Below are 17,734 nucleotides of genomic sequence, written 5' to 3' on the forward strand. Positions count from 1 at the left end.
TTTTATTTTTTCTTTGAATTTCCAAGCCAAAGCAAAGCATTCAAAATTAATTGACTTTGTGTTTTGTTTTCAAAAGTGTACGATAAGGTTTTGTTTGTTCCGCCTTCATAATCAATATCATTATGCCCCATATTCACATATACCATTTTGTATTTTTTATTGGTCCAGACAACAGGATAATAACCGCTGTGCCAGATTTCATGTGCTTTTGGACCTGTTCCAAGAGGAAAGCTAGATTCGTCTATTGCAAGCAAAATCTCGATATCAGGATTTTTGGTCAAATCATCAGACCATCTATACCATTCGTTTGGAGCAGATGAGAATGTTTTTGGCAGATTTTTAGTAACAGGATGTTGGTTTTCTACTCTTAAAACTGCTGAAGTTGGTTTCCAAGTATTGCTTCCATATTCGCCAGAACCTAAAAAAGTATTATGATACCAGTTCCAATCTTGAGGATAACTAGAATCATTTAAGGCAAATGCCGAAAAATGAAATCCGATGAAACCACCACCATTTTCCATGTATTTTTGAAAAGCATCGCGCTGTTCTTTTTTTTCAGGTCTTGTATCTAAAAACAAAACAATTTGATATTTAGATAGAAACTTAGCATTCAAATTGTCCCAGTTACTGGTCGAATCATATTGAAAATGATTTTGCGCAGCTAGTTTTGGGAAGTATTTATTGGCTTCGTGCACAAAACTAATATGGGCCTGATCGTTTTTAGCAGTATAAAAAGCAATGACTTTAAATTTTGAATGTTCTTTTTTATTTTGGGAAAAGCCAAAGAAAGAAACCATTAAAACTACAAGTAGAATACTTTTCTTGAAGATGGTTTGGTGGTTTTGGTTGAAAATAGTCATGAATAGTAAAGCGATTAAACAGGAATTTTTTCGATTAAAATTTCGTGTTCAGATTTATCAAAGTAAGTGCAAGTCATTTCAATAATATCAACGCGCCATTTTGCAATTCCAGCTTGTGCACAATGATTACAGAAAGTCATATAATCCGTTTCGCCATGCTGGTGTTTTACCAAATTTTCTATAAAAAGTTCTTTGTTTGGAGAATCGGCAACTTTAATCTCCGGATATTTTTCTTCAGCTGTTGCGGTATAATTGTTTAATCCATAGTAAACAGTGCTTCCGTCGTGAACGTAAGTATCATATCCTTTTACGCCTAAAATGATTAAATCCTGGATATAATTTGGAAAATCTGCACCACTTTTTACTTTTCCATGTGCTTCTTTTATTTGTTCGATTGTAAACATATTTTTAATTTTAGATTGTTGATTTTAGATTTTAGATTTTGTCACGAATTACACGAATTTGATTTTAAATAAAAGAAAAATTCGTGGTGAAAAAAAATTATTTCAAAAATACGATTAATGATTTTATAAACGAATCAAAAGATTCGATATGTGGCAAATGTCCCGTATTTGGAATTTCCACCAATTTTGCATTCGGAATTGCTTTTTGTGTTTTCTTGCCCAATTCGGCATAATTTCCCATCGTTTTTCTCACTTCTTCAGAAACTAAGGGTTTTCCTAAAGCTGTTTTATCTCTTGTTCCGATAATTAATAATGTGGGACATTTTATGTTTTTGAATTCATATAAAACAGGTTGTGTAAAAATCATATCGTACAAAAGAGCAGAATTCCAAGCAACAATGTTATAATCTGGTGCGGTTGTCCATCCTGCGCCCAGTTCGGCCCATTTTTGGTAATCGGCATTCCACTTTCCATCGTAATAATTTGCCATTTGATATTGTTTGATCCCTTCGTAATTCTGTTTTAATTCCGATTCGTACCACCAATCAACGGGTTTATAAGGAACGACTAATTTCCAGTCTTCCAAACCAATCGGATTTTCTAAAACTAATTTTTCTGTAGTTTCAGGATACATCAATGCAAAACGTGTCGCCAGCATGCCGCCCATAGAATGTCCTAAAATGGTCGTTTTTTGAATTCCCAAATGGTCTAAAAGTTTCTTGGTGTTTTCGGCTAACTGCTGAAAAGTGTATTGAAAATTGTCTGGTTTTGTCGATTTTCCAAATCCAATCTGGTCGGGAACAATTACTCGATAACCTTCTTTTGTCAAAGCTTTAATAGTAGTTTCCCAATAAGCGCCATTGAAATTTTTTCCGTGGAGTAAGACAATATTTTTTTGATTGTAGTTTTCTGGAATGATATCCATGTAACTCATTTTCATGTACTGGCGCTGACTGCTCAATTCGATAAAATGAACAGGGAAAGGATATTCGTAATTACTTAAATTAATATCTAAAGCTTTTATATTTCCCTGTTGGGCAAAACTTAAGTAGGGAATAAGTATGAATAATAGTCTCAGGATTTTCATTTTAGAAGCGATTGTTTTTATGATTTATAAAGTTAAACCGAACCATTTTTAAAACAAAGCTTAAAATCTTAAAGTTATCAGAAAAAAAGCAGTTGAAATGGTATTGTTGTTTTTAATGCCAATAGTCGATAATTTGCTGAGATTTTATCGATTAAATGATGTTGATTGTGAAAATAATGTATTTTAACGAGTAATGTGGCTCTTCAAAGAACTTCTTTTATTAACAGGAAAAATGCATGTAATTTAGTGTTAGAATGTTGTAAGCCTTAAAAAATAGTATTATGAAAAAGACACTACTTTTGCTCCTGCTCACTGTCCCCACATTTGCCCAAGAACTCAATACTTTTGATTTCGCCGTTATAAACTCAACCTTAATTTCTCCAAATATAGATCTCGATAAAGGCCGGAGTGTTATTGCGGCAAATCAAGATCAATATTCAGCTTATTTTCAGTATGCTCTTACGATGTGTGAAGATGATATAATTTTTGGTGCTGGAATTGACAAGTCAGAAATCGATCGCACCTATGTGGGTTATATAGGAAAAATTTGCGAAAAATTTAGGGCTACAATTGGTATTGGTTATGTAGATTCTAGAAGCGGTTATGAGGGAACTTTTACAGGTTTCAGTATCTCATGGCATTTTTCTGAAAACACTTATATTGGCGGAAACCTCGAAAATTTGCATTCATCAATTATTGATTATGAAACTGACGAAAGTTTTGATTATTACAAAAAACTGGTTCCCAAAGCCTTTGGGAGTTATGAAATTATTCCGCATGTAATTGCTTTCGGTCAGTTGAGTTCGAGGGTAAATGATATTGCTTTAAAATATCAGATTCGCCGATTTTCTGCTGGTGGATTTTATTCTGGACATTCAGTTGGCGGAATTTTCGGAACTGTAAATGTTGGACGATTTGCCTTTTCCTGCAGTACAACTTTTGAAAAAGTAAATTTTGGATTAAAGTTTGAATAACGAAATTGAAAATACAGTTTGGTTAAGAGAAAAATCCCAAAGACAATATCAGCAATTGTTTTTGGGATTTTTTATAAGATTAAGATTTACTGGTTTATAGTCCAATAAAATCATCACTTTTTGGAAAAATACTCAAAGCCTGAATCGCGATTTCTGGCGTTGGAAAAGCTAGCTTTCTCAGTTTGGTATCCATCCACGCACCATCAACTGTGATTGTTGCGCAAAGCGTATCGTCTTCTCTTCTAAATTCGTGAATGATAGACCAACGTGAAGCGTCGGCTTTCATTTTTGAAGTTTTAGTATGAATGAATATTTTGTCTGAAAGTTTTAATTCTTTTCTGAAAACGCATTCTTCTCTGAACAAAACAGGACCAAAACCTTGCGTTTGCATTACTTTTAATGTTAAACCCAATTCTTCTAAAATTTCGATACGATGTTGAGCACCAAAATCATAGTAAGCACTGTGGCGAACATGAAAATTAGGATCAAGATCTGACCAACGGAAAGATATTTCTTTTGTAAATGAAGCCATTTTTAATATTGTATTTTATTGAAAATCCGAAATTACAAATAAAAAACTAACGAATAGCACAAAATTACTATGCATGCATAATTTTTTTTCATTTTCAAATTATAAATAAGTGGTTGAATAATCTATTTTGAAAGCAGTTTTTTGATTTCACTTGCTATCTTGTCTAGGTTTCCTTCAGCATTTCCTACTGCCACATATTTTATAATTCCGTTTTGATCGATTAAAAAGTTTTTAGGAATTGCATTTGTTGCATATTGATTCCAAATTACTTCTTTTGGATCAAAGCCAAAGTTAAAATCAAGACCGTCACTTTTTAGTTTCACTACTTTTTTAGCCACTGCAGTTTCAGACTCTCCGCTTGAAATTGCTAAAAAAACAAAGTTGTCATTTTTAAAAGGCTCAAGAATTTTTGATGGAATATCGTAAAACTCTTGCAAGCAAGGCGCGCACCAAGTTGCCCAGAAATTAACCAGTACTACTTTTCCTTTTAAGTCAGATAGTTTTACCTCTTTTCCGTCTACAAGTTTTAAAGTAAAGTCTTTGGCTTTATCGTTTATATTTAAAAGAAATTGTTCTTGTTTGACTTGATATTTTGGATCTAAGGCAGTAGCTTTAATCTTTTTATCGTTTTCGATTTTTTCTTGCTCAGTAAAAACCTCTACGACCACTATAAATTCTCTGTCGCCAATTTTATCGCCAAATTTTTTTGCTAGTTCATTTCGCTTTTCTTCACTAACGCCTTTATTCATTGATTTGACATAACCCTCATTGCCATATTTCATAACTTGATCCATTGTGGCAATTTCGTTGTTGATAATAATAACGGTTTCAGGTTTTTTTGCGACTTGTTTTTGCGCATAAAATGTTTGAGCAATTAGAAAAATTGCTAGAAGAATGATTTTTTTCATGTGATTGATTTTTGATTGTTTAATGATTGATGATATAGTAAAAATAAGGAATTAAGTTTTCATAATTTCATTTTAGATAATTCAACTTCTAGTTTATCAAAGTTTTCTTCGTTTTTATCGACAACATAAGGCTTTAATTTCTGGCATTCAGCTTCAGTTTCAAAAAGCATTTTAAAAACTACTTTGGTTTCATTTTCAGTAATAGCTTCAAATGTTGTCAGAATTTGAAAAAGCGGTTTCGAATGGCGTTTCCAAGCAATAAGATTGGGTTTGTCTATTTTTATGAATTCGCATTCGTTTTCAAAATTTCCTCTTTCAGGGCCATGCATGGTGAATTTCCATATTCCGCCTACGCGAAAATCAAATTCATGAAACGTATTGGTAAAACCTTTTGGTCCCCACCAATTTTTCAAATGTTCTGGATTGCTCCATGCTTTAAAAACAAGTTCTTGAGGAAAATTCAGAACTCGTGTGGTTACAATTTCTGAATCTGATGTTGTAGTAAGAATATCTGAAGTCATTTCTTTAAAGTTTTTAAATTAAATAAAAATGCACAGTTATAAAATTACGTTATTTTTATATACTTTCAAGATTGTCCCATTCGTACTCTATTTTGTTTATTTTCATGAAATAAGGAATCAGCAGCAGAATTTCTAATCTAAAAGAAAAATGATCTTTTCCTGCACTGAAAGGAAGTATAAAAAGAGAAGCTATACAGATCGCAATTCCAACAATAGCATCTATTTTGGCAATCATAATGGCATTAGGTTTTTCGAACCAAAGTGAAAACGCTGCAAATGCTTTTAAAAGCATAACACAAATTATAAAAATTCCAGTTCCAGAATAAGCAGTGTCGGTTGAAAATCCGTAAAGTGATAAATTTACATTAGGAACAAATAAATTTATAATGAGAGAACCTATTGCGCAAACTCCCATCAGCATAAAGATCCAGCAAAAAACTTTTATCCACCAAGGAAGAAGTTTACGTCTTATTATTTCTGGTTTTTCAAATTCATCAAAATGACTTTTTATTTCCTGTTCCGTAGTTTTTTTTTTTTAGTTTAGATTGGTTGGTTAAATGTATTTTGAGTTTATTCTTTAAGCTGTCTTTTTTCTTCAATTTCATTTATTTTTTTGACAATCCATGGCAGTGTTAATCCTTGTCCGATTAATGTCAATAATACAACTGCAACAGAGATAAAGATAATAGCATTTCTGAGTGGAAAAGGAGTTCCGTCTTCTAGAAATTTAGGAAGTCCAATCGCAATGGCCAGCGATACTATGCCTCGCATTCCAGACCAGCTTATAATTAGGCTGTTTCCAAAATCCAGAAGGGCATTTTCGCTTACTTTTCGTTTTCCTCTTTTGTTGTTTAGAAAGGCCTTTTGCAGGTTTTTCTTTTGAAAAAAGACTCTTGTCATTCTCGTTATTAATGCAACGATTGTAATTATTAAGGCATAACCAATATAGGGTAAGATCATACTGTCGTCAATGTCTTTTAATATATATCGAAAATTGAGTCCGATTAATATGAAAATCAATCCGTTGAGTAAAAAAATAATAACATCCCAAAGACTTTTTGAATTGTTTTTTAAATTTTCGGGAAAGATTTTATTGCTCAAACGTGCCATTGCTAAACCTAGAATAACAACTGCAATTACTCCAGAAACACTTAAATGCTCTGCGACTAGATAGGTTACAAATGGCATTAAAAGCATAAAACTAATGGTCACATTGATATTTTTACGAACTTTTGCAAGAATAAAAGCCAAGATTTTACTCATTACAAAACCAACCAAAAAACCTCCTCCAAGCAATAAAACAAAGTTTAGGGTTGCTTTCCAAATAATAAAAGCAGAACCCATTGCTGTCGCAACTGCAAAGCGATAAGCAACAAGAGCAGAGGCATCATTTATAAGACTTTCGCCTTCTAAAATGGTAAGTGTTTTTTCGGGTAAACCAAGACCTTTTGTAATGTTTACTGCTGCAACAGCGTCTGTAGCGGAGAGAATGGCTCCTAGTACAAAAGACAAAGGCCAGGTCATGCCTGGTATCATGTAGTGAGAAACAACTGCAATCCAAAATGTAGTAAGAAATACAAGCGGAATCGCTAATGTGCTAATAGTGCTAAGATTCGTTTTAAAATGTTTGGGTGAAATATTGAAAGAAGCATCATATAATAATGGAGGAAGAAAAATCAGGAAAATAATTTCGGGATTGATCTCGATTTCCTGCATAGTCGGAATAAACCCGATTGCGACTCCAACGATAACAAGTAGAATCGGGTAGGGAAGTTTGGCTTTATCGGCAAAAGCTGATAGTCCTATGACAATGGCAAGTATGAATATAATAATGCTGTAGTTTTCCATTCTTCTAATTTTGAAAAAGGCTAATGTAATTAATTTCGGGTTAATGAAAGTATGCTGTTTTTATAAAAATAAGTTCTTATGAAAATTATTGCCCTAGCCCCGATAGCAGCGACATCCTTTTGTGCCGGTGTTCGGCACAAAAGATATAGCGGATAGCGGGAAACAGCTTCATAATTGCTTCATAATGACAGGAAAAAAATAGGACGTGCCACGAATGTCAGGTTTGGAAAATGTCATGTTGTCAGATGATTTTTAGGGCACTGACGCTAAAACTGACAATTTTATTTAGTTTTTTATATTGGCACAAAGATTGACTTATGCCACCTGAGTTATAAAATTAAATCAAAAATTAAATATATAAAAAATGGGTAAAATAATCGGAATTGACTTAGGTACGACGAACTCTTGTGTTTCTGTAATGGAAGGTAACGAAGCAGTTGTTATCCCTAACGCAGAAGGAAAAAGAACTACACCATCTATCATCGCTTTTGTTGAAGGTGGAGAAATTAAAGTAGGTGATCCTGCAAAAAGACAAGCAGTAACGAATCCTACAAAAACGATTGCTTCTATTAAACGTTTTATGGGACACACTTTTGCTGAAACTCAAGAAGAGGCAAAAAGAGTTCCTTACAGTGTTGTAAAAGGTGACAACAATACTCCACGTGTGGATATTGACGGTCGTTTATACACTGCTCAAGAATTGTCTGCTATGACACTTCAAAAAATGAAAAAAACTGCTGAAGACTATTTAGGTCAAACAGTAACTGAGGCAGTTATCACTGTTCCTGCATACTTTAACGATGCTCAGCGTCAAGCTACAAAAGAAGCTGGTGAAATCGCTGGTCTTAAAGTTATGCGTATCATCAACGAGCCAACTGCTGCTGCACTTGCTTACGGATTAGATAAAAAAGGAAATGATCAAAAAATTGCTGTTTACGATTTAGGTGGAGGTACTTTTGATATCTCTGTTCTTGAATTAGGAGACGGTGTATTTGAAGTATTATCTACAAATGGTGATACTCACTTAGGTGGTGATGATTTTGACCAAGTTATTATTGACTGGTTAGCTGACGAATTCAAAACTGAAGAAGGTATTGATTTACGTTTAGATCCAATGTCATTACAACGTTTGAAAGAAGCTGCTGAGAAAGCTAAGATTGAATTATCATCTTCTGCTGAAACAGAAATCAACTTACCATACGTAACTGCTACTGCTTCTGGACCAAAACACTTAGTGAAAAAATTATCTAGAGCTAAATTTGAGCAATTATCTGATTCTTTAGTAAAACGTTCTATGGAGCCAGTTGCTAAAGCATTAAAAGATGCAGGTTTATCTACATCTGATATTGACGAAGTTATCCTTGTAGGAGGTTCTACTCGTATGCCAAGAATCGCTGACGAAGTTGAAAAATTCTTCGGTAAAAAAGCGTCTAAAGGTGTTAATCCTGATGAGGTTGTTGCTATTGGAGCTGCTATTCAAGGTGGAGTTTTATCTGGAGATGTAAAAGATGTATTGTTACTTGACGTAACACCTCTTTCTTTAGGTATCGAAACTATGGGTGGTGTATTGACTAAATTAATCGAGTCTAACACAACTATCCCAACTAAAAAATCTCAAGTATTCTCTACTGCTGCTGATTCTCAACCATCTGTTGAAATCCACGTATTACAAGGAGAAAGAGCGATGGCTGCTGATAACAAAACTATCGGTCGTTTCCACTTAGATGGTATTCCACCAGCACCAAGAGGAGTTCCTCAAATCGAAGTAACTTTCGATATCGATGCTAATGGTATCATCAAAGTTTCTGCAACTGACAAAGGAACTGGAAAATCTCACGATATCCGTATCGAAGCTTCTTCTGGTTTAACAGCTGAAGAAATCGAAAAAATGAAAAAAGATGCTGAAGCTAACGCTGATGCTGACAGAATTGCAAAAGAAAGAGCTGAGAAATTGAACGAAGCTGACAGTACTATCTTCCAAACTGAATCTCAATTGAAAGAGTTAGGAGATAAATTGACAGACGATCAAAAAACAGCTATCGAATACGCTTTAACTGAATTGAGAATGGCTCACCAATCTCAAGATCTTGACGCAATCCAAAAAGGATTAGACAATGTAAATGCAGCTTGGAAAACAGCTACAGAAGCAATGTATGCTCAAGGTGGTGAAGGACAACAAGCTGCTCCACAACAAGAGCAGTCTTCTGGAGACAATGTTGAAGACGTTGAATTCGAAGAAGTAAAATAATTTAATCGTAGAGACGCACCGCAGTGCGTCTTTACCATTGGAATATAAAACCGAGTCAGAAATGGCTCGGTTTTTTTGTGGGCAATATTTACGCTTATTAAACCCGACAGGTTTTTAAAACCTGTCGGGTTTGCTAAAAAGAAATTATAAATTTAAAAATTCTTCAAGAGAAGCAAAATTTTCTCTTTGGTCATGAAAAGTTTTTAAGTTATCAGTATTTTTAAATAATAATAATACTTTTTCACGTTTTAATTTAGTGGGTTTTTCAGATATGCAAGTCAAATAAGAGCTCCAAGGATATTCTATTGGATGATCGCAAAAACCATGATTTACAGGGTTGTAATGAATATATTTTATAACAGAACGTAAGTAAGCGTCATTATCAATTAATTTTCTTCTAAAAGGCCTTTCAAATAAAGCGCCGTGTCTGTTATATCCTTTGTTGATGGCTTTTGTATAAGAGTTAAATAAATTTCCAAATGATTGATGTGGAGGGATTATTTTTTTAATTTCATGTTCTTTGTGAGTTTTTAGGATTTCTTCGAAAGTTTTAATTCTTACTAATAGATGGAAATGATTTTTTAGTAAACACCAAGCCAATGTTTCCGCAATTGGATCAATATGCTTAGTGTAAAGCATTAAGAAATACTCATGATTTCTATTTTCTTTAAATAAATTTTCGCTGTTAATTCCTCGATTATAAATATGATAATATTTTCCAGATTCAAGAGTTTGAGTTTTTCGCATTATTAATATGTTGAGAAACCCGACAGGTTTTTAAAACCTGTCGGGTTTAATTTGAAAAAGTAGTAAAAATACTATATTTTTTTAATTTCCTGCCTTTTTCACAAACTGATAATTGTCATTTCCTGTTCGAATTCTTTTTCGTAATATTACTAATGTAAATTTTCATGGATGAGAAAGATCAAATACAAGAAAGGACGTAAGTTGCAACACATTACCTTAGAGTATACTGGCACGCATAAAGAGCACGAAACAGAAATGCAACTTTTTGTTTATGATGATAGTGATGTTGTTGAATATGATAAGTTTACAGTTCTTGCCCTTAATTCTTGTTTTGATTATACTAAAAACAATTGGCTCAATATTCATGGTTTAAATGATATTAATCTGATAAAAACTATCGGAGCGCATTTTAAGCTTGACGATTTTCTTTTAGCGGATATCTTAAACACAACTAAAAGAACCAAATTAGAAGAACAGCAAAATGTTTTATTCTTTAATATAAAATCACTTTTACCATCTGAGTATTCGGACAATCTTAGTGTTGAGCAGATCAGTTTTATTTTGAAAGAGGGAATTCTAATTTCTTTTCAGGAAAAGCGAAGTGATTTTTTTACCCATATCCGCGAGCGTCTTCGCACTCATGCAGGAATTGTAAGAACTAAAAAAGTGGATTATCTCCTTTATTTATTGCTTGATGCTGTAATGGAAAACTTCTATATTACTATTGAAGATGAGGAAGATAAAATTGAAGAATTAATTAATCAGGCTAAAAAAGGAGCGCACCCTGTTATTCTTGAAAAAATTGAAAATCATCGCGATAATTTTAATTTTTTAAAACGTTCCATTGTGCCGCTTCGAGATTCGTTATACTACTTAAAAACAATTAAGGATGACGATGAATCAAACGGTTTAATTCAAAAAGAAACATTTAATTTCTTTATCAGGCTGCATCAAAAAAGCTTAGAGCTTTTGGAGCAGATAGAATCTGATATGAGTGCACTGGAAAGTGCCTCAAACTTTTATTTCTCAGAGCAAAGCCGAAAAATGAACGAAATTATGAAAACGCTGACAATTATTTCAGCAATCTTTATTCCGCTTACTTTTATTGTTGGAGTGTACGGAATGAACTTTGAAAACATGCCAGAACTTAAAACCCAAAATGGCTATTTTGTTGTCATGGGTATTATGTTCTTGCTTGTAGTCGCCCTGATCATTTATTTTAAAAAAAGACGCTGGTTTTAACATTTGTTACAACCCAGAGAAGTAGTATTTATGTAATTTTGTTATTTAGAATAAATATAAATAATCATGAGTAAAGCAATATATATAGCCACTAGCGACCATAATAGTGGTAAATCAATTATAACGCTCGGTTTGATGAGTATCTTAATTGGTAAAACGGCTAAAGTAGGATATTTTAGACCTATAATCGAAGATTTTGTGGATGGTGAGGTAGATAATCATATCGAAACTGTTTTGTCGTATTTTAACCTTGATATTCCGTTTGACGATGCGTATGCTATTACCAAAAGCAGGTTAATCAAAAAAAAGAATAAAGGTAAGATAGGAGAGGTTCTCGACTTAATTATTGAGAAATATAAGAAGCTGGAAGAACGATTTGACTTTGTTTTGGTTGAAGGAACAAGTTTTACGGGAGAGGGAACTTCTATCGAATTGGATTTAAATGTTTTAATTGCCAAAAACCTCGGAATTCCAACCATAATTGTAGGTTCAGGAGTTGGTAAAACCTTAGAAGAACTTTTAGATAGTTTATACTTGGTTTATGATTCTTTCAAAGTAAAAGAGGTTGAAGTATTATCAGTTTTTGCCAATAAGGTGCAACCAGAAAATATAGAATTGGTTACTACTAGTTTACAAAAAAGTTTGCCTTCAAATGTTTTGATTAATACAATTCCACTTATAGCGAGTTTGAATAATCCGACAATGCAAGAAATTGTACACGAATTGAATGCTAAAGTGCTGTTTGGAGAAAATTATTTGAATAATGAAATTGGACATTATAGTGTAGGAGCAATGCAATTGCATAATTATCTAGTTCATTTGCATGACAATGCGTTAGTTATTACTCCAGGGGACCGTTCTGATATTATTTTAGGAGCTTTACAAGCAAATGAATCAGCAAATTACCCAACAATTTCAGGAATTATCCTGACAGGTAATATTGTTCCAGAAGAAAGTATTTTAAAGCTTATAGAAGGGCTTTCTGCTATTGTTCCGATTATTGCCGTTGATGGAGGAACATATCATATTACCAATAAAATAGGTTCGATTAAATCGGAGATTTACGCTAATAATACACATAAGATTGAAACCTCAATTAACACTTTTGAAAAGTACGTTCAAATTGAAGCGCTATCGCAAAGAGTAATCACTTTCCAGCCTGAGGGAATGACGCCAAAAATGTTTCAATATAACATGGTTAAAAGAGCTAAGCAGCATAGAAAACATATTGTTTTGCCAGAAGGGAATGATGACCGAATTATTGTTGCAGCTTCAAGATTATTAGATATGGATGTGGTTGATATTTCTATTATTGGAGACAAAAAACAAATTGAAAGCAAAGTTGCAGAACTAGGGCTTACATTTGATTTTTCTAAAGTAAACATCATCAATCCGATAGAATCTGAAATGTATGAGGATTATGCTAATACGTATTATGAGCTTAGAAAAGCGAAAAACGTAAGCATCACAATGGCAAGAGATTTAATGGAAGATGTTTCGTATTTTGGAACTATGATGGTCTACAAAGGACACGCAGACGGAATGGTTTCGGGTGCAGCGCATACAACGCAGCACACCATTTTACCAGCATTGCAGTTCATTAAAACAAAACCGAATTCATCTGTGGTTTCCTCTGTGTTCTTTATGTGTTTAGAAGATCGAGTTTCTGTTTTTGGAGATTGCGCCATTAATCCAAATCCAACAGCAGAACAATTGGCAGAAATTGCAATTTCTTCTGCAGAATCAAGTTTAGCTTTCGGAATTGAACCAAAAATTGCGATGCTTTCTTATTCTTCTGGATCATCTGGAAAAGGTGATGAAGTAGACAAAGTAAGAGCGGCAACGGCAATCGTAAAAGAAAAAAGACCAGATTTAAAAATTGAAGGACCAATTCAATACGATGCTGCGGTAGATTTAACTGTAGGAAAAAGTAAAATGCCAGATTCAGAAGTAGCAGGGCAAGCAAGCGTATTAATTTTCCCTGATTTAAACACAGGAAATAATACGTATAAAGCCGTTCAAAGAGAAACTGGAGCTTTGGCAATCGGACCAATGTTACAAGGTCTAAACAAACCTGTAAACGATTTAAGCCGTGGCTGTACTGTGGATGATATTATTAATACAGTTGTAATTACGGCCATTCAAGCGCAAGGAATGTAAATCAATTGAAAATTGAGAATTAGAAATTAAATAATAAACTAAAAATCTTAGAATCTTAGATTCTTAGAGCCTTAGCAACTTAAAAAGAATGAAAATACTAATTATAAACTCAGGAAGTTCTTCAATTAAATACCAATTAATGGTAATGCCAGAAAACGAAGTCATCTGTTCTGGAATGATTGATAGAATTGGTTTAGAAACTTCAAATATAACTTTTAAAACAGCAACCGCTTCAATCGAAGAAATGCTTGCGATTCCGAATCATAAAGTAGGTTTGCAAAAAGTAGCCAATATGCTTTTGGATGCTGAAAAAGGAGTTATTAAATCAACTTCAGAAATTTCGGCTGTTGGTCATCGTGTGGTGCATGGAGGAAGCGATTTTAGCGATACCGTAAAAATCGATGGAAGAGTTAAAGAAAAGATTAAACAGCTTTTTGAATTGGCTCCTTTGCATAATCCAGCAAATTTAGAAGGAATTAATGTAGCAGAAGAAATTTTCAGTTCAGCAGAGCAAATAGCCGTTTTTGATACTGCTTTTCATCAGACTATGCCAGAAGTAGCGTATAAGTATGCTATTCCAAATTATCTTTTAACAGAAAATAAAGTTCGTGTTTATGGTTTTCATGGAACGAGCCATAAATATGTATCTGAAAAAGCCATTAATTATTTAGAAAAAAATTCTAAAGTAATTACGATTCACTTAGGAAATGGCTGCAGTATGGCCGCTGTTAAAAATGGAAAATGTATTGATACCTCAATGGGATTTTCTCCTTCTAATGGTTTGATTATGGGAACTCGTGCGGGTGATATCGATCAGTCTGTGGTTTTTTATATGATTAAAAATTTAGGTTATACTCCTGATGAGGTAAATGCTGTTTTACTGAAACAAAGTGGTATGCTTGGACTTACAGGCTATAGTGATTTGCGTGATATTGAAGCTGAAGCAGAAAAAGGCAATAAAGATTGTCTGCTGGCATTACAGATGAATGCCTATAGAATCAGAAAAACGATTGGTGCTTATGTAGCGGCTTTAAACGGACTCGATGCTATTGTTTTTACTGCGGGAATTGGAGAAAACTCATCATATATGCGTAATTTGATTTGTACAGACATGGATTATTTCGGCATTCAAATTGACGCAGCAAAAAATCAAATTCGCTCTAAAGAATTGAGAGAAATCAATACAGCAGATTCAACCGTAAAAGTTTTGGTTGTGCCAACAGACGAGGAATATGAAATTGCAAATCAGGTTTATCAATTACTTGAAAATTAGAAAGTTTTATTTTAAACTTAATTTAGGCTCCTTTTTGGAGCCTTTTTTTATGCTTTCAGTTTAAGTTTTTGTCAGTATCTTTGAATTTAAAAACGAATATCTTGAAATCGATACTATTTAAATCAGTTTTCTTCTTTTTCATCGCTTTACAACTTCAAGCCCAAGAATTACTTCCTTTTGTAGAAAATTACAGTAAGTCTGATTATCAAGGTGATAATCAAATTTGGAATGTGGCACAAGGAAATGATAATGCGATGTATTTTGCCAATAATCACTACTTGCTTCGTTACGACGGAGTAAAATGGGAAAAATATACACTTCCAAACAAAACTATCATTCGATCTATCCTGATTGAGGGAGATAAAATCTATTCTGGTTCTTATAAAGAATTTGGGTATTGGTATAGAAAGAAAGGTACTATGCACTATGTTTCTATTACCAAAAATCTCAGATTATTTGATGAGAAAGACAACGAGGAAATTTGGAAAATATTCAGATTTAATGGTTCTCTTTATTTTCAGTCTTTTAATGATGTTTTTATTTATAACGGAAAAACAATTAAGAAAATTAAATTTCCATTTCTTATTTCGTATTGTTTTGGAGTAGATAAAGATTTATATGTTGCTTCTGTTAGGGATGGAATTTTTAAAATGAATGGTAAATACATTGCCAATCCAAAAGGTTGGAATGTTTTGAAAAATACGGTTGTTCATGCCATAGAAAAGTATAAAAACCAGACTTACATCTTTACACAGAAAAAAGGAGTTTTTATTGTAGAAAAAAATGGATTAAGAAGTTGGGATCATCCAATAAACGAAGTTTTAAAATCGGCTACAATTAATGTGGCAAAATTTGTCAAAAATGAAAAACTAATTGTGGGCACTGGAAATCGTGGAATTTTCATTTTAGATTTAAAAAACAATTCATTCAAAAATATTGAACGCAATAATGTTTTAATGAATAATTCGGTTTTAAGTTTAGGGTTGGATAAAGAAAATGATTTGTGGGTTGGTCTAGATAATGGTATTGCACACGTTGAGGTTAATTCTCCTATTTCTTTCTTTTATGATAATTCTGGACTTTTAGGATCAGTTTATGCAGTTGCTTCAATTAATAAAGGCTATTTAATTGCTTCCAATCATGGAATTTTTGAATATAGTTCTGGAAAATTTAATATGATGCCTAATACGCAAGGGCAGGGCTGGAATATTTCTCTCATTGACGGAAAATATATTATAGGTCATAATGATGGTACTTTTTCGTACGAAAATAATACTTTGACCAAAATAAATGGCGTTAGCGGAGGTTGGAATATGTCTAAGAGTAGTATTAATGACACTTATTTTCAGTCAACTTACAGCGGTATTCTGGTTTATGACGATCCCTCAAATATGTCCCATTATAAAATCATAAAAGATCTTGCAAAACCTATAAAATATGTAGCTCAAAATAAAAAGAATGAAATTTGGGCTGCAGATAATTATCGTGGTTTGTATCGTGTTTTACTGAATGATAATTACAACACGTTAAAAGTTGAAAATGTTACTCAGCAGAGTAAAATACAAAACGATTTTGGGATAAAGATTTTTGAGTTTAGAAAAGAAATACTTTTTCTAATTAATGATTCTTGGTATACCTACAATTCGATATCTGGTAAATTGGAAGAAAATGAATTGTTTAGTACAAGTTTTAAAAATGTAACAGATATTGTTTCCATAGACGATGATCATTTTATGGTTCTGCAAAACGGAATCTTATATCATATTTACGCAGAAGGAAACAAGTTTGTGTGGAATATTATTCAGGAGAAATATTATAAAGGAAAATTAATCAATGAGAATTTAAGGATTTTCAAGAAAGATAATTATTACCTGTTTAATCTCGATGACGGATTTGTTTCACTTAAACTTGAATATGAAAACAAACAAAATTCTGGAGTAAAAATTGAAGCATTTAGTAATGATATTTTAGTTCCAAGTGAAGAGAAAGTTAAATTCAATACAGAATTAAAGATTAACGTTATTTCTGGAATTTATGGTGCGAGCAGACCAAATTTGTTTTACAAACTCGATAAGGAAAAAGAATTTATCTCTATTTCAGACGGATTAATCGTTTTAAACAATTTAAGCAGTGGAGATCATACGGTAGAAATATTCAAACACGATGGATCAACTTATGATAAAGTTTCTTCTTATAAATTTAAAGTTGCCGAACCATGGTATTTTTCTTTTTGGATGATTCTGTTGTATCTTCTGGTTGTTGGAGCAGTTTTATTTTTCTATTATAAATGGAATAAACTTCGTTATATGCAGAAACTAAAACTGCAGGCCGAAGAATTAAAACATCAGAGAGAAATTCTTGAGATGGAGTTGAAGAAAGAAAACGAACTCAATATTCAGGAATATGAAAAACATATCTTGGAATTAGAATTGCAGGCAAAATCTTCAGAAGTAGCAGGTAAATCTTTATCAATCGCTAAACAAACAGAAATGATTGATAAAATTCAAGGTATTTTGGAAACCGAAAAAGATTTTGGCAAACTTAAAAATGAAATTAGAAAAGCGATTAAGATCAATGAAGTGAATAAGCACGAATGGGAAACTTTTGAAACAAATCTGAATCAAATTCACAATGAGTTTATCATTAACCTTTCTAAAAAATATCCACAATTAACTCCAAAGGATATAAAACTGTGTGTTTATCTAAAAATGAACCTTTCTTCTAAAGAAATCGCACCTATGATGAATATCTCTTTTAGAGGTGTAGAATTGCATAGATATCGTCTTAGAAAGAAGCTAAACCTTACTCAAGACGAAAACCTGTCAAAGTTTTTATTAACTCTGTAAGATTTGGTTTTGTTTTTTACAGAATTTATATTTTTCAATAGTATTTTTTATATAATTACGATACATCATTACTACATCATAATG

Annotated in this window: 15 protein-coding genes; 6 read left to right on the forward strand and 9 right to left on the reverse strand. The window is 32.8% G+C overall.

Annotated features, from left to right (window positions below; genetic code table 11):
• Window positions 1–2: 2 nt before the first annotated feature.
• The 3 genes from M0M44_RS14640 to M0M44_RS14650 all read right to left on the reverse strand — a co-directional run bounded on the left by M0M44_RS14640 (window position 3) and on the right by M0M44_RS14650 (window position 2,351).
• Complete coding sequence (locus M0M44_RS14640; RefSeq protein ID WP_248726315.1) at window positions 3–860, reverse strand: ThuA domain-containing protein; 858 nt, start codon at window positions 858–860, stop codon at window positions 3–5.
• A 14-nt stretch (window positions 861–874) separates the two neighbouring features.
• The gene (locus M0M44_RS14645; RefSeq protein WP_248726316.1) at window positions 875–1,264 is read right to left on the reverse strand and encodes a DUF1398 domain-containing protein; all 390 of its coding nucleotides are present in this window, start codon (window positions 1,262–1,264) and stop codon (window positions 875–877) included.
• Window positions 1,265–1,361: 97 nt separating this feature from the next.
• Window positions 1,362–2,351, reverse strand: coding sequence for an alpha/beta fold hydrolase (locus M0M44_RS14650; protein ID WP_248726317.1), 990 nt, complete (start codon window positions 2,349–2,351; stop codon window positions 1,362–1,364).
• A 281-nt stretch (window positions 2,352–2,632) separates the two neighbouring features.
• On the opposite strand from M0M44_RS14650, the gene M0M44_RS14655 reads away from it, so the two are divergent.
• Window positions 2,633–3,325 (forward strand): hypothetical protein, encoded by a 693-nt coding sequence (locus M0M44_RS14655; protein ID WP_248726318.1) that lies wholly within the window; start codon window positions 2,633–2,635, stop codon window positions 3,323–3,325.
• 94 nt (window positions 3,326–3,419) lie between these two features.
• On the opposite strand, the gene M0M44_RS14660 is transcribed toward M0M44_RS14655, so the two are convergent.
• The 5 genes from M0M44_RS14660 to M0M44_RS14680 form a co-directional block, all read right to left on the reverse strand.
• Entirely contained in the window at window positions 3,420–3,857 is a 438-nt protein-coding gene (locus M0M44_RS14660; protein WP_248726319.1) for an acyl-CoA thioesterase, read from the reverse strand.
• A gap of 122 nt (window positions 3,858–3,979) precedes the next feature.
• Window positions 3,980–4,765, reverse strand: coding sequence for a TlpA disulfide reductase family protein (locus M0M44_RS14665; protein WP_275981818.1), 786 nt, complete (start codon window positions 4,763–4,765; stop codon window positions 3,980–3,982).
• Window positions 4,766–4,824: 59 nt separating this feature from the next.
• On the reverse strand, window positions 4,825–5,286 hold the full coding sequence (locus M0M44_RS14670; RefSeq protein WP_248726320.1) for an SRPBCC family protein: 462 nt from the start codon (window positions 5,284–5,286) through the stop codon (window positions 4,825–4,827).
• Between the two features lie 55 nt (window positions 5,287–5,341).
• Window positions 5,342–5,701, reverse strand: a complete 360-nt coding sequence (locus tag M0M44_RS14675; RefSeq protein WP_248726321.1) for a hypothetical protein — start codon at window positions 5,699–5,701, stop codon at window positions 5,342–5,344.
• A gap of 155 nt (window positions 5,702–5,856) precedes the next feature.
• Window positions 5,857–7,134 carry a Na+/H+ antiporter gene (locus M0M44_RS14680; protein WP_248726322.1) on the reverse strand — a complete coding sequence of 426 codons (1,278 nt, stop codon included), beginning with the start codon at window positions 7,132–7,134 and terminating at the stop codon, window positions 5,857–5,859.
• 364 nt (window positions 7,135–7,498) lie between these two features.
• Here M0M44_RS14680 and dnaK point away from each other — a divergent pair, with 364 nt between their 5' ends.
• Window positions 7,499–9,382 carry a molecular chaperone DnaK gene (dnaK, locus tag M0M44_RS14685; protein WP_248726323.1) on the forward strand — a complete coding sequence of 628 codons (1,884 nt, stop codon included), beginning with the start codon at window positions 7,499–7,501 and terminating at the stop codon, window positions 9,380–9,382.
• 144 nt (window positions 9,383–9,526) lie between these two features.
• On the opposite strand, the gene M0M44_RS14690 is transcribed toward dnaK, so the two are convergent.
• On the reverse strand, window positions 9,527–10,129 hold the full coding sequence (locus M0M44_RS14690; protein ID WP_248726324.1) for a hypothetical protein: 603 nt from the start codon (window positions 10,127–10,129) through the stop codon (window positions 9,527–9,529).
• 168 nt (window positions 10,130–10,297) lie between these two features.
• Between M0M44_RS14690 and corA the strand changes: the two genes are divergently transcribed.
• The 4 genes from corA to M0M44_RS14710 all read left to right on the forward strand — a co-directional run bounded on the left by corA (window position 10,298) and on the right by M0M44_RS14710 (window position 17,650).
• Complete coding sequence (gene corA / locus M0M44_RS14695; RefSeq protein ID WP_248726325.1) at window positions 10,298–11,371, forward strand: magnesium/cobalt transporter CorA; 1,074 nt, start codon at window positions 10,298–10,300, stop codon at window positions 11,369–11,371.
• 66 nt (window positions 11,372–11,437) lie between these two features.
• Window positions 11,438–13,531 (forward strand): phosphate acetyltransferase, encoded by a 2,094-nt coding sequence (gene pta, locus M0M44_RS14700; protein WP_248726326.1) that lies wholly within the window; start codon window positions 11,438–11,440, stop codon window positions 13,529–13,531.
• Window positions 13,532–13,619: 88 nt separating this feature from the next.
• Window positions 13,620–14,804, forward strand: coding sequence for an acetate/propionate family kinase (locus M0M44_RS14705; protein ID WP_248726327.1), 1,185 nt, complete (start codon window positions 13,620–13,622; stop codon window positions 14,802–14,804).
• A gap of 101 nt (window positions 14,805–14,905) precedes the next feature.
• Window positions 14,906–17,650 carry a helix-turn-helix and ligand-binding sensor domain-containing protein gene (locus M0M44_RS14710; protein ID WP_248726328.1) on the forward strand — a complete coding sequence of 915 codons (2,745 nt, stop codon included), beginning with the start codon at window positions 14,906–14,908 and terminating at the stop codon, window positions 17,648–17,650.
• Window positions 17,651–17,734 lie beyond the last annotated feature (84 nt).

The organism is Flavobacterium humidisoli (assembly GCF_023272795.1).
GTDB lineage: Bacteria > Bacteroidota > Bacteroidia > Flavobacteriales > Flavobacteriaceae > Flavobacterium > Flavobacterium humidisoli.

Excerpts from the sequence above, each read along its gene's own strand:
- M0M44_RS14640 (WP_248726315.1), bottom strand. The coding sequence starts at position 860 with ATGACTATTTTCAACCAAAACCACCAAACCATCTTCAAGAAAAGTATT.
- M0M44_RS14645 (WP_248726316.1), bottom strand. The coding sequence starts at position 1,264 with ATGTTTACAATCGAACAAATAAAAGAAGCACATGGAAAAGTAAAAAGT.
- M0M44_RS14650 (WP_248726317.1), bottom strand. The coding sequence starts at position 2,351 with ATGAAAATCCTGAGACTATTATTCATACTTATTCCCTACTTAAGTTTT.
- M0M44_RS14655 (WP_248726318.1), top strand. The coding sequence starts at position 2,633 with ATGAAAAAGACACTACTTTTGCTCCTGCTCACTGTCCCCACATTTGCC.
- M0M44_RS14660 (WP_248726319.1), bottom strand. The coding sequence starts at position 3,857 with ATGGCTTCATTTACAAAAGAAATATCTTTCCGTTGGTCAGATCTTGAT.
- M0M44_RS14665 (WP_275981818.1), bottom strand. The coding sequence starts at position 4,765 with ATGAAAAAAATCATTCTTCTAGCAATTTTTCTAATTGCTCAAACATTT.
- M0M44_RS14670 (WP_248726320.1), bottom strand. The coding sequence starts at position 5,286 with ATGACTTCAGATATTCTTACTACAACATCAGATTCAGAAATTGTAACC.
- M0M44_RS14675 (WP_248726321.1), bottom strand. The coding sequence starts at position 5,701 with ATGGGAGTTTGCGCAATAGGTTCTCTCATTATAAATTTATTTGTTCCT.
- M0M44_RS14680 (WP_248726322.1), bottom strand. The coding sequence starts at position 7,134 with ATGGAAAACTACAGCATTATTATATTCATACTTGCCATTGTCATAGGA.
- dnaK (WP_248726323.1), top strand. The coding sequence starts at position 7,499 with ATGGGTAAAATAATCGGAATTGACTTAGGTACGACGAACTCTTGTGTT.
- M0M44_RS14690 (WP_248726324.1), bottom strand. The coding sequence starts at position 10,129 with ATGCGAAAAACTCAAACTCTTGAATCTGGAAAATATTATCATATTTAT.
- corA (WP_248726325.1), top strand. The coding sequence starts at position 10,298 with ATGAGAAAGATCAAATACAAGAAAGGACGTAAGTTGCAACACATTACC.
- pta (WP_248726326.1), top strand. The coding sequence starts at position 11,438 with ATGAGTAAAGCAATATATATAGCCACTAGCGACCATAATAGTGGTAAA.
- M0M44_RS14705 (WP_248726327.1), top strand. The coding sequence starts at position 13,620 with ATGAAAATACTAATTATAAACTCAGGAAGTTCTTCAATTAAATACCAA.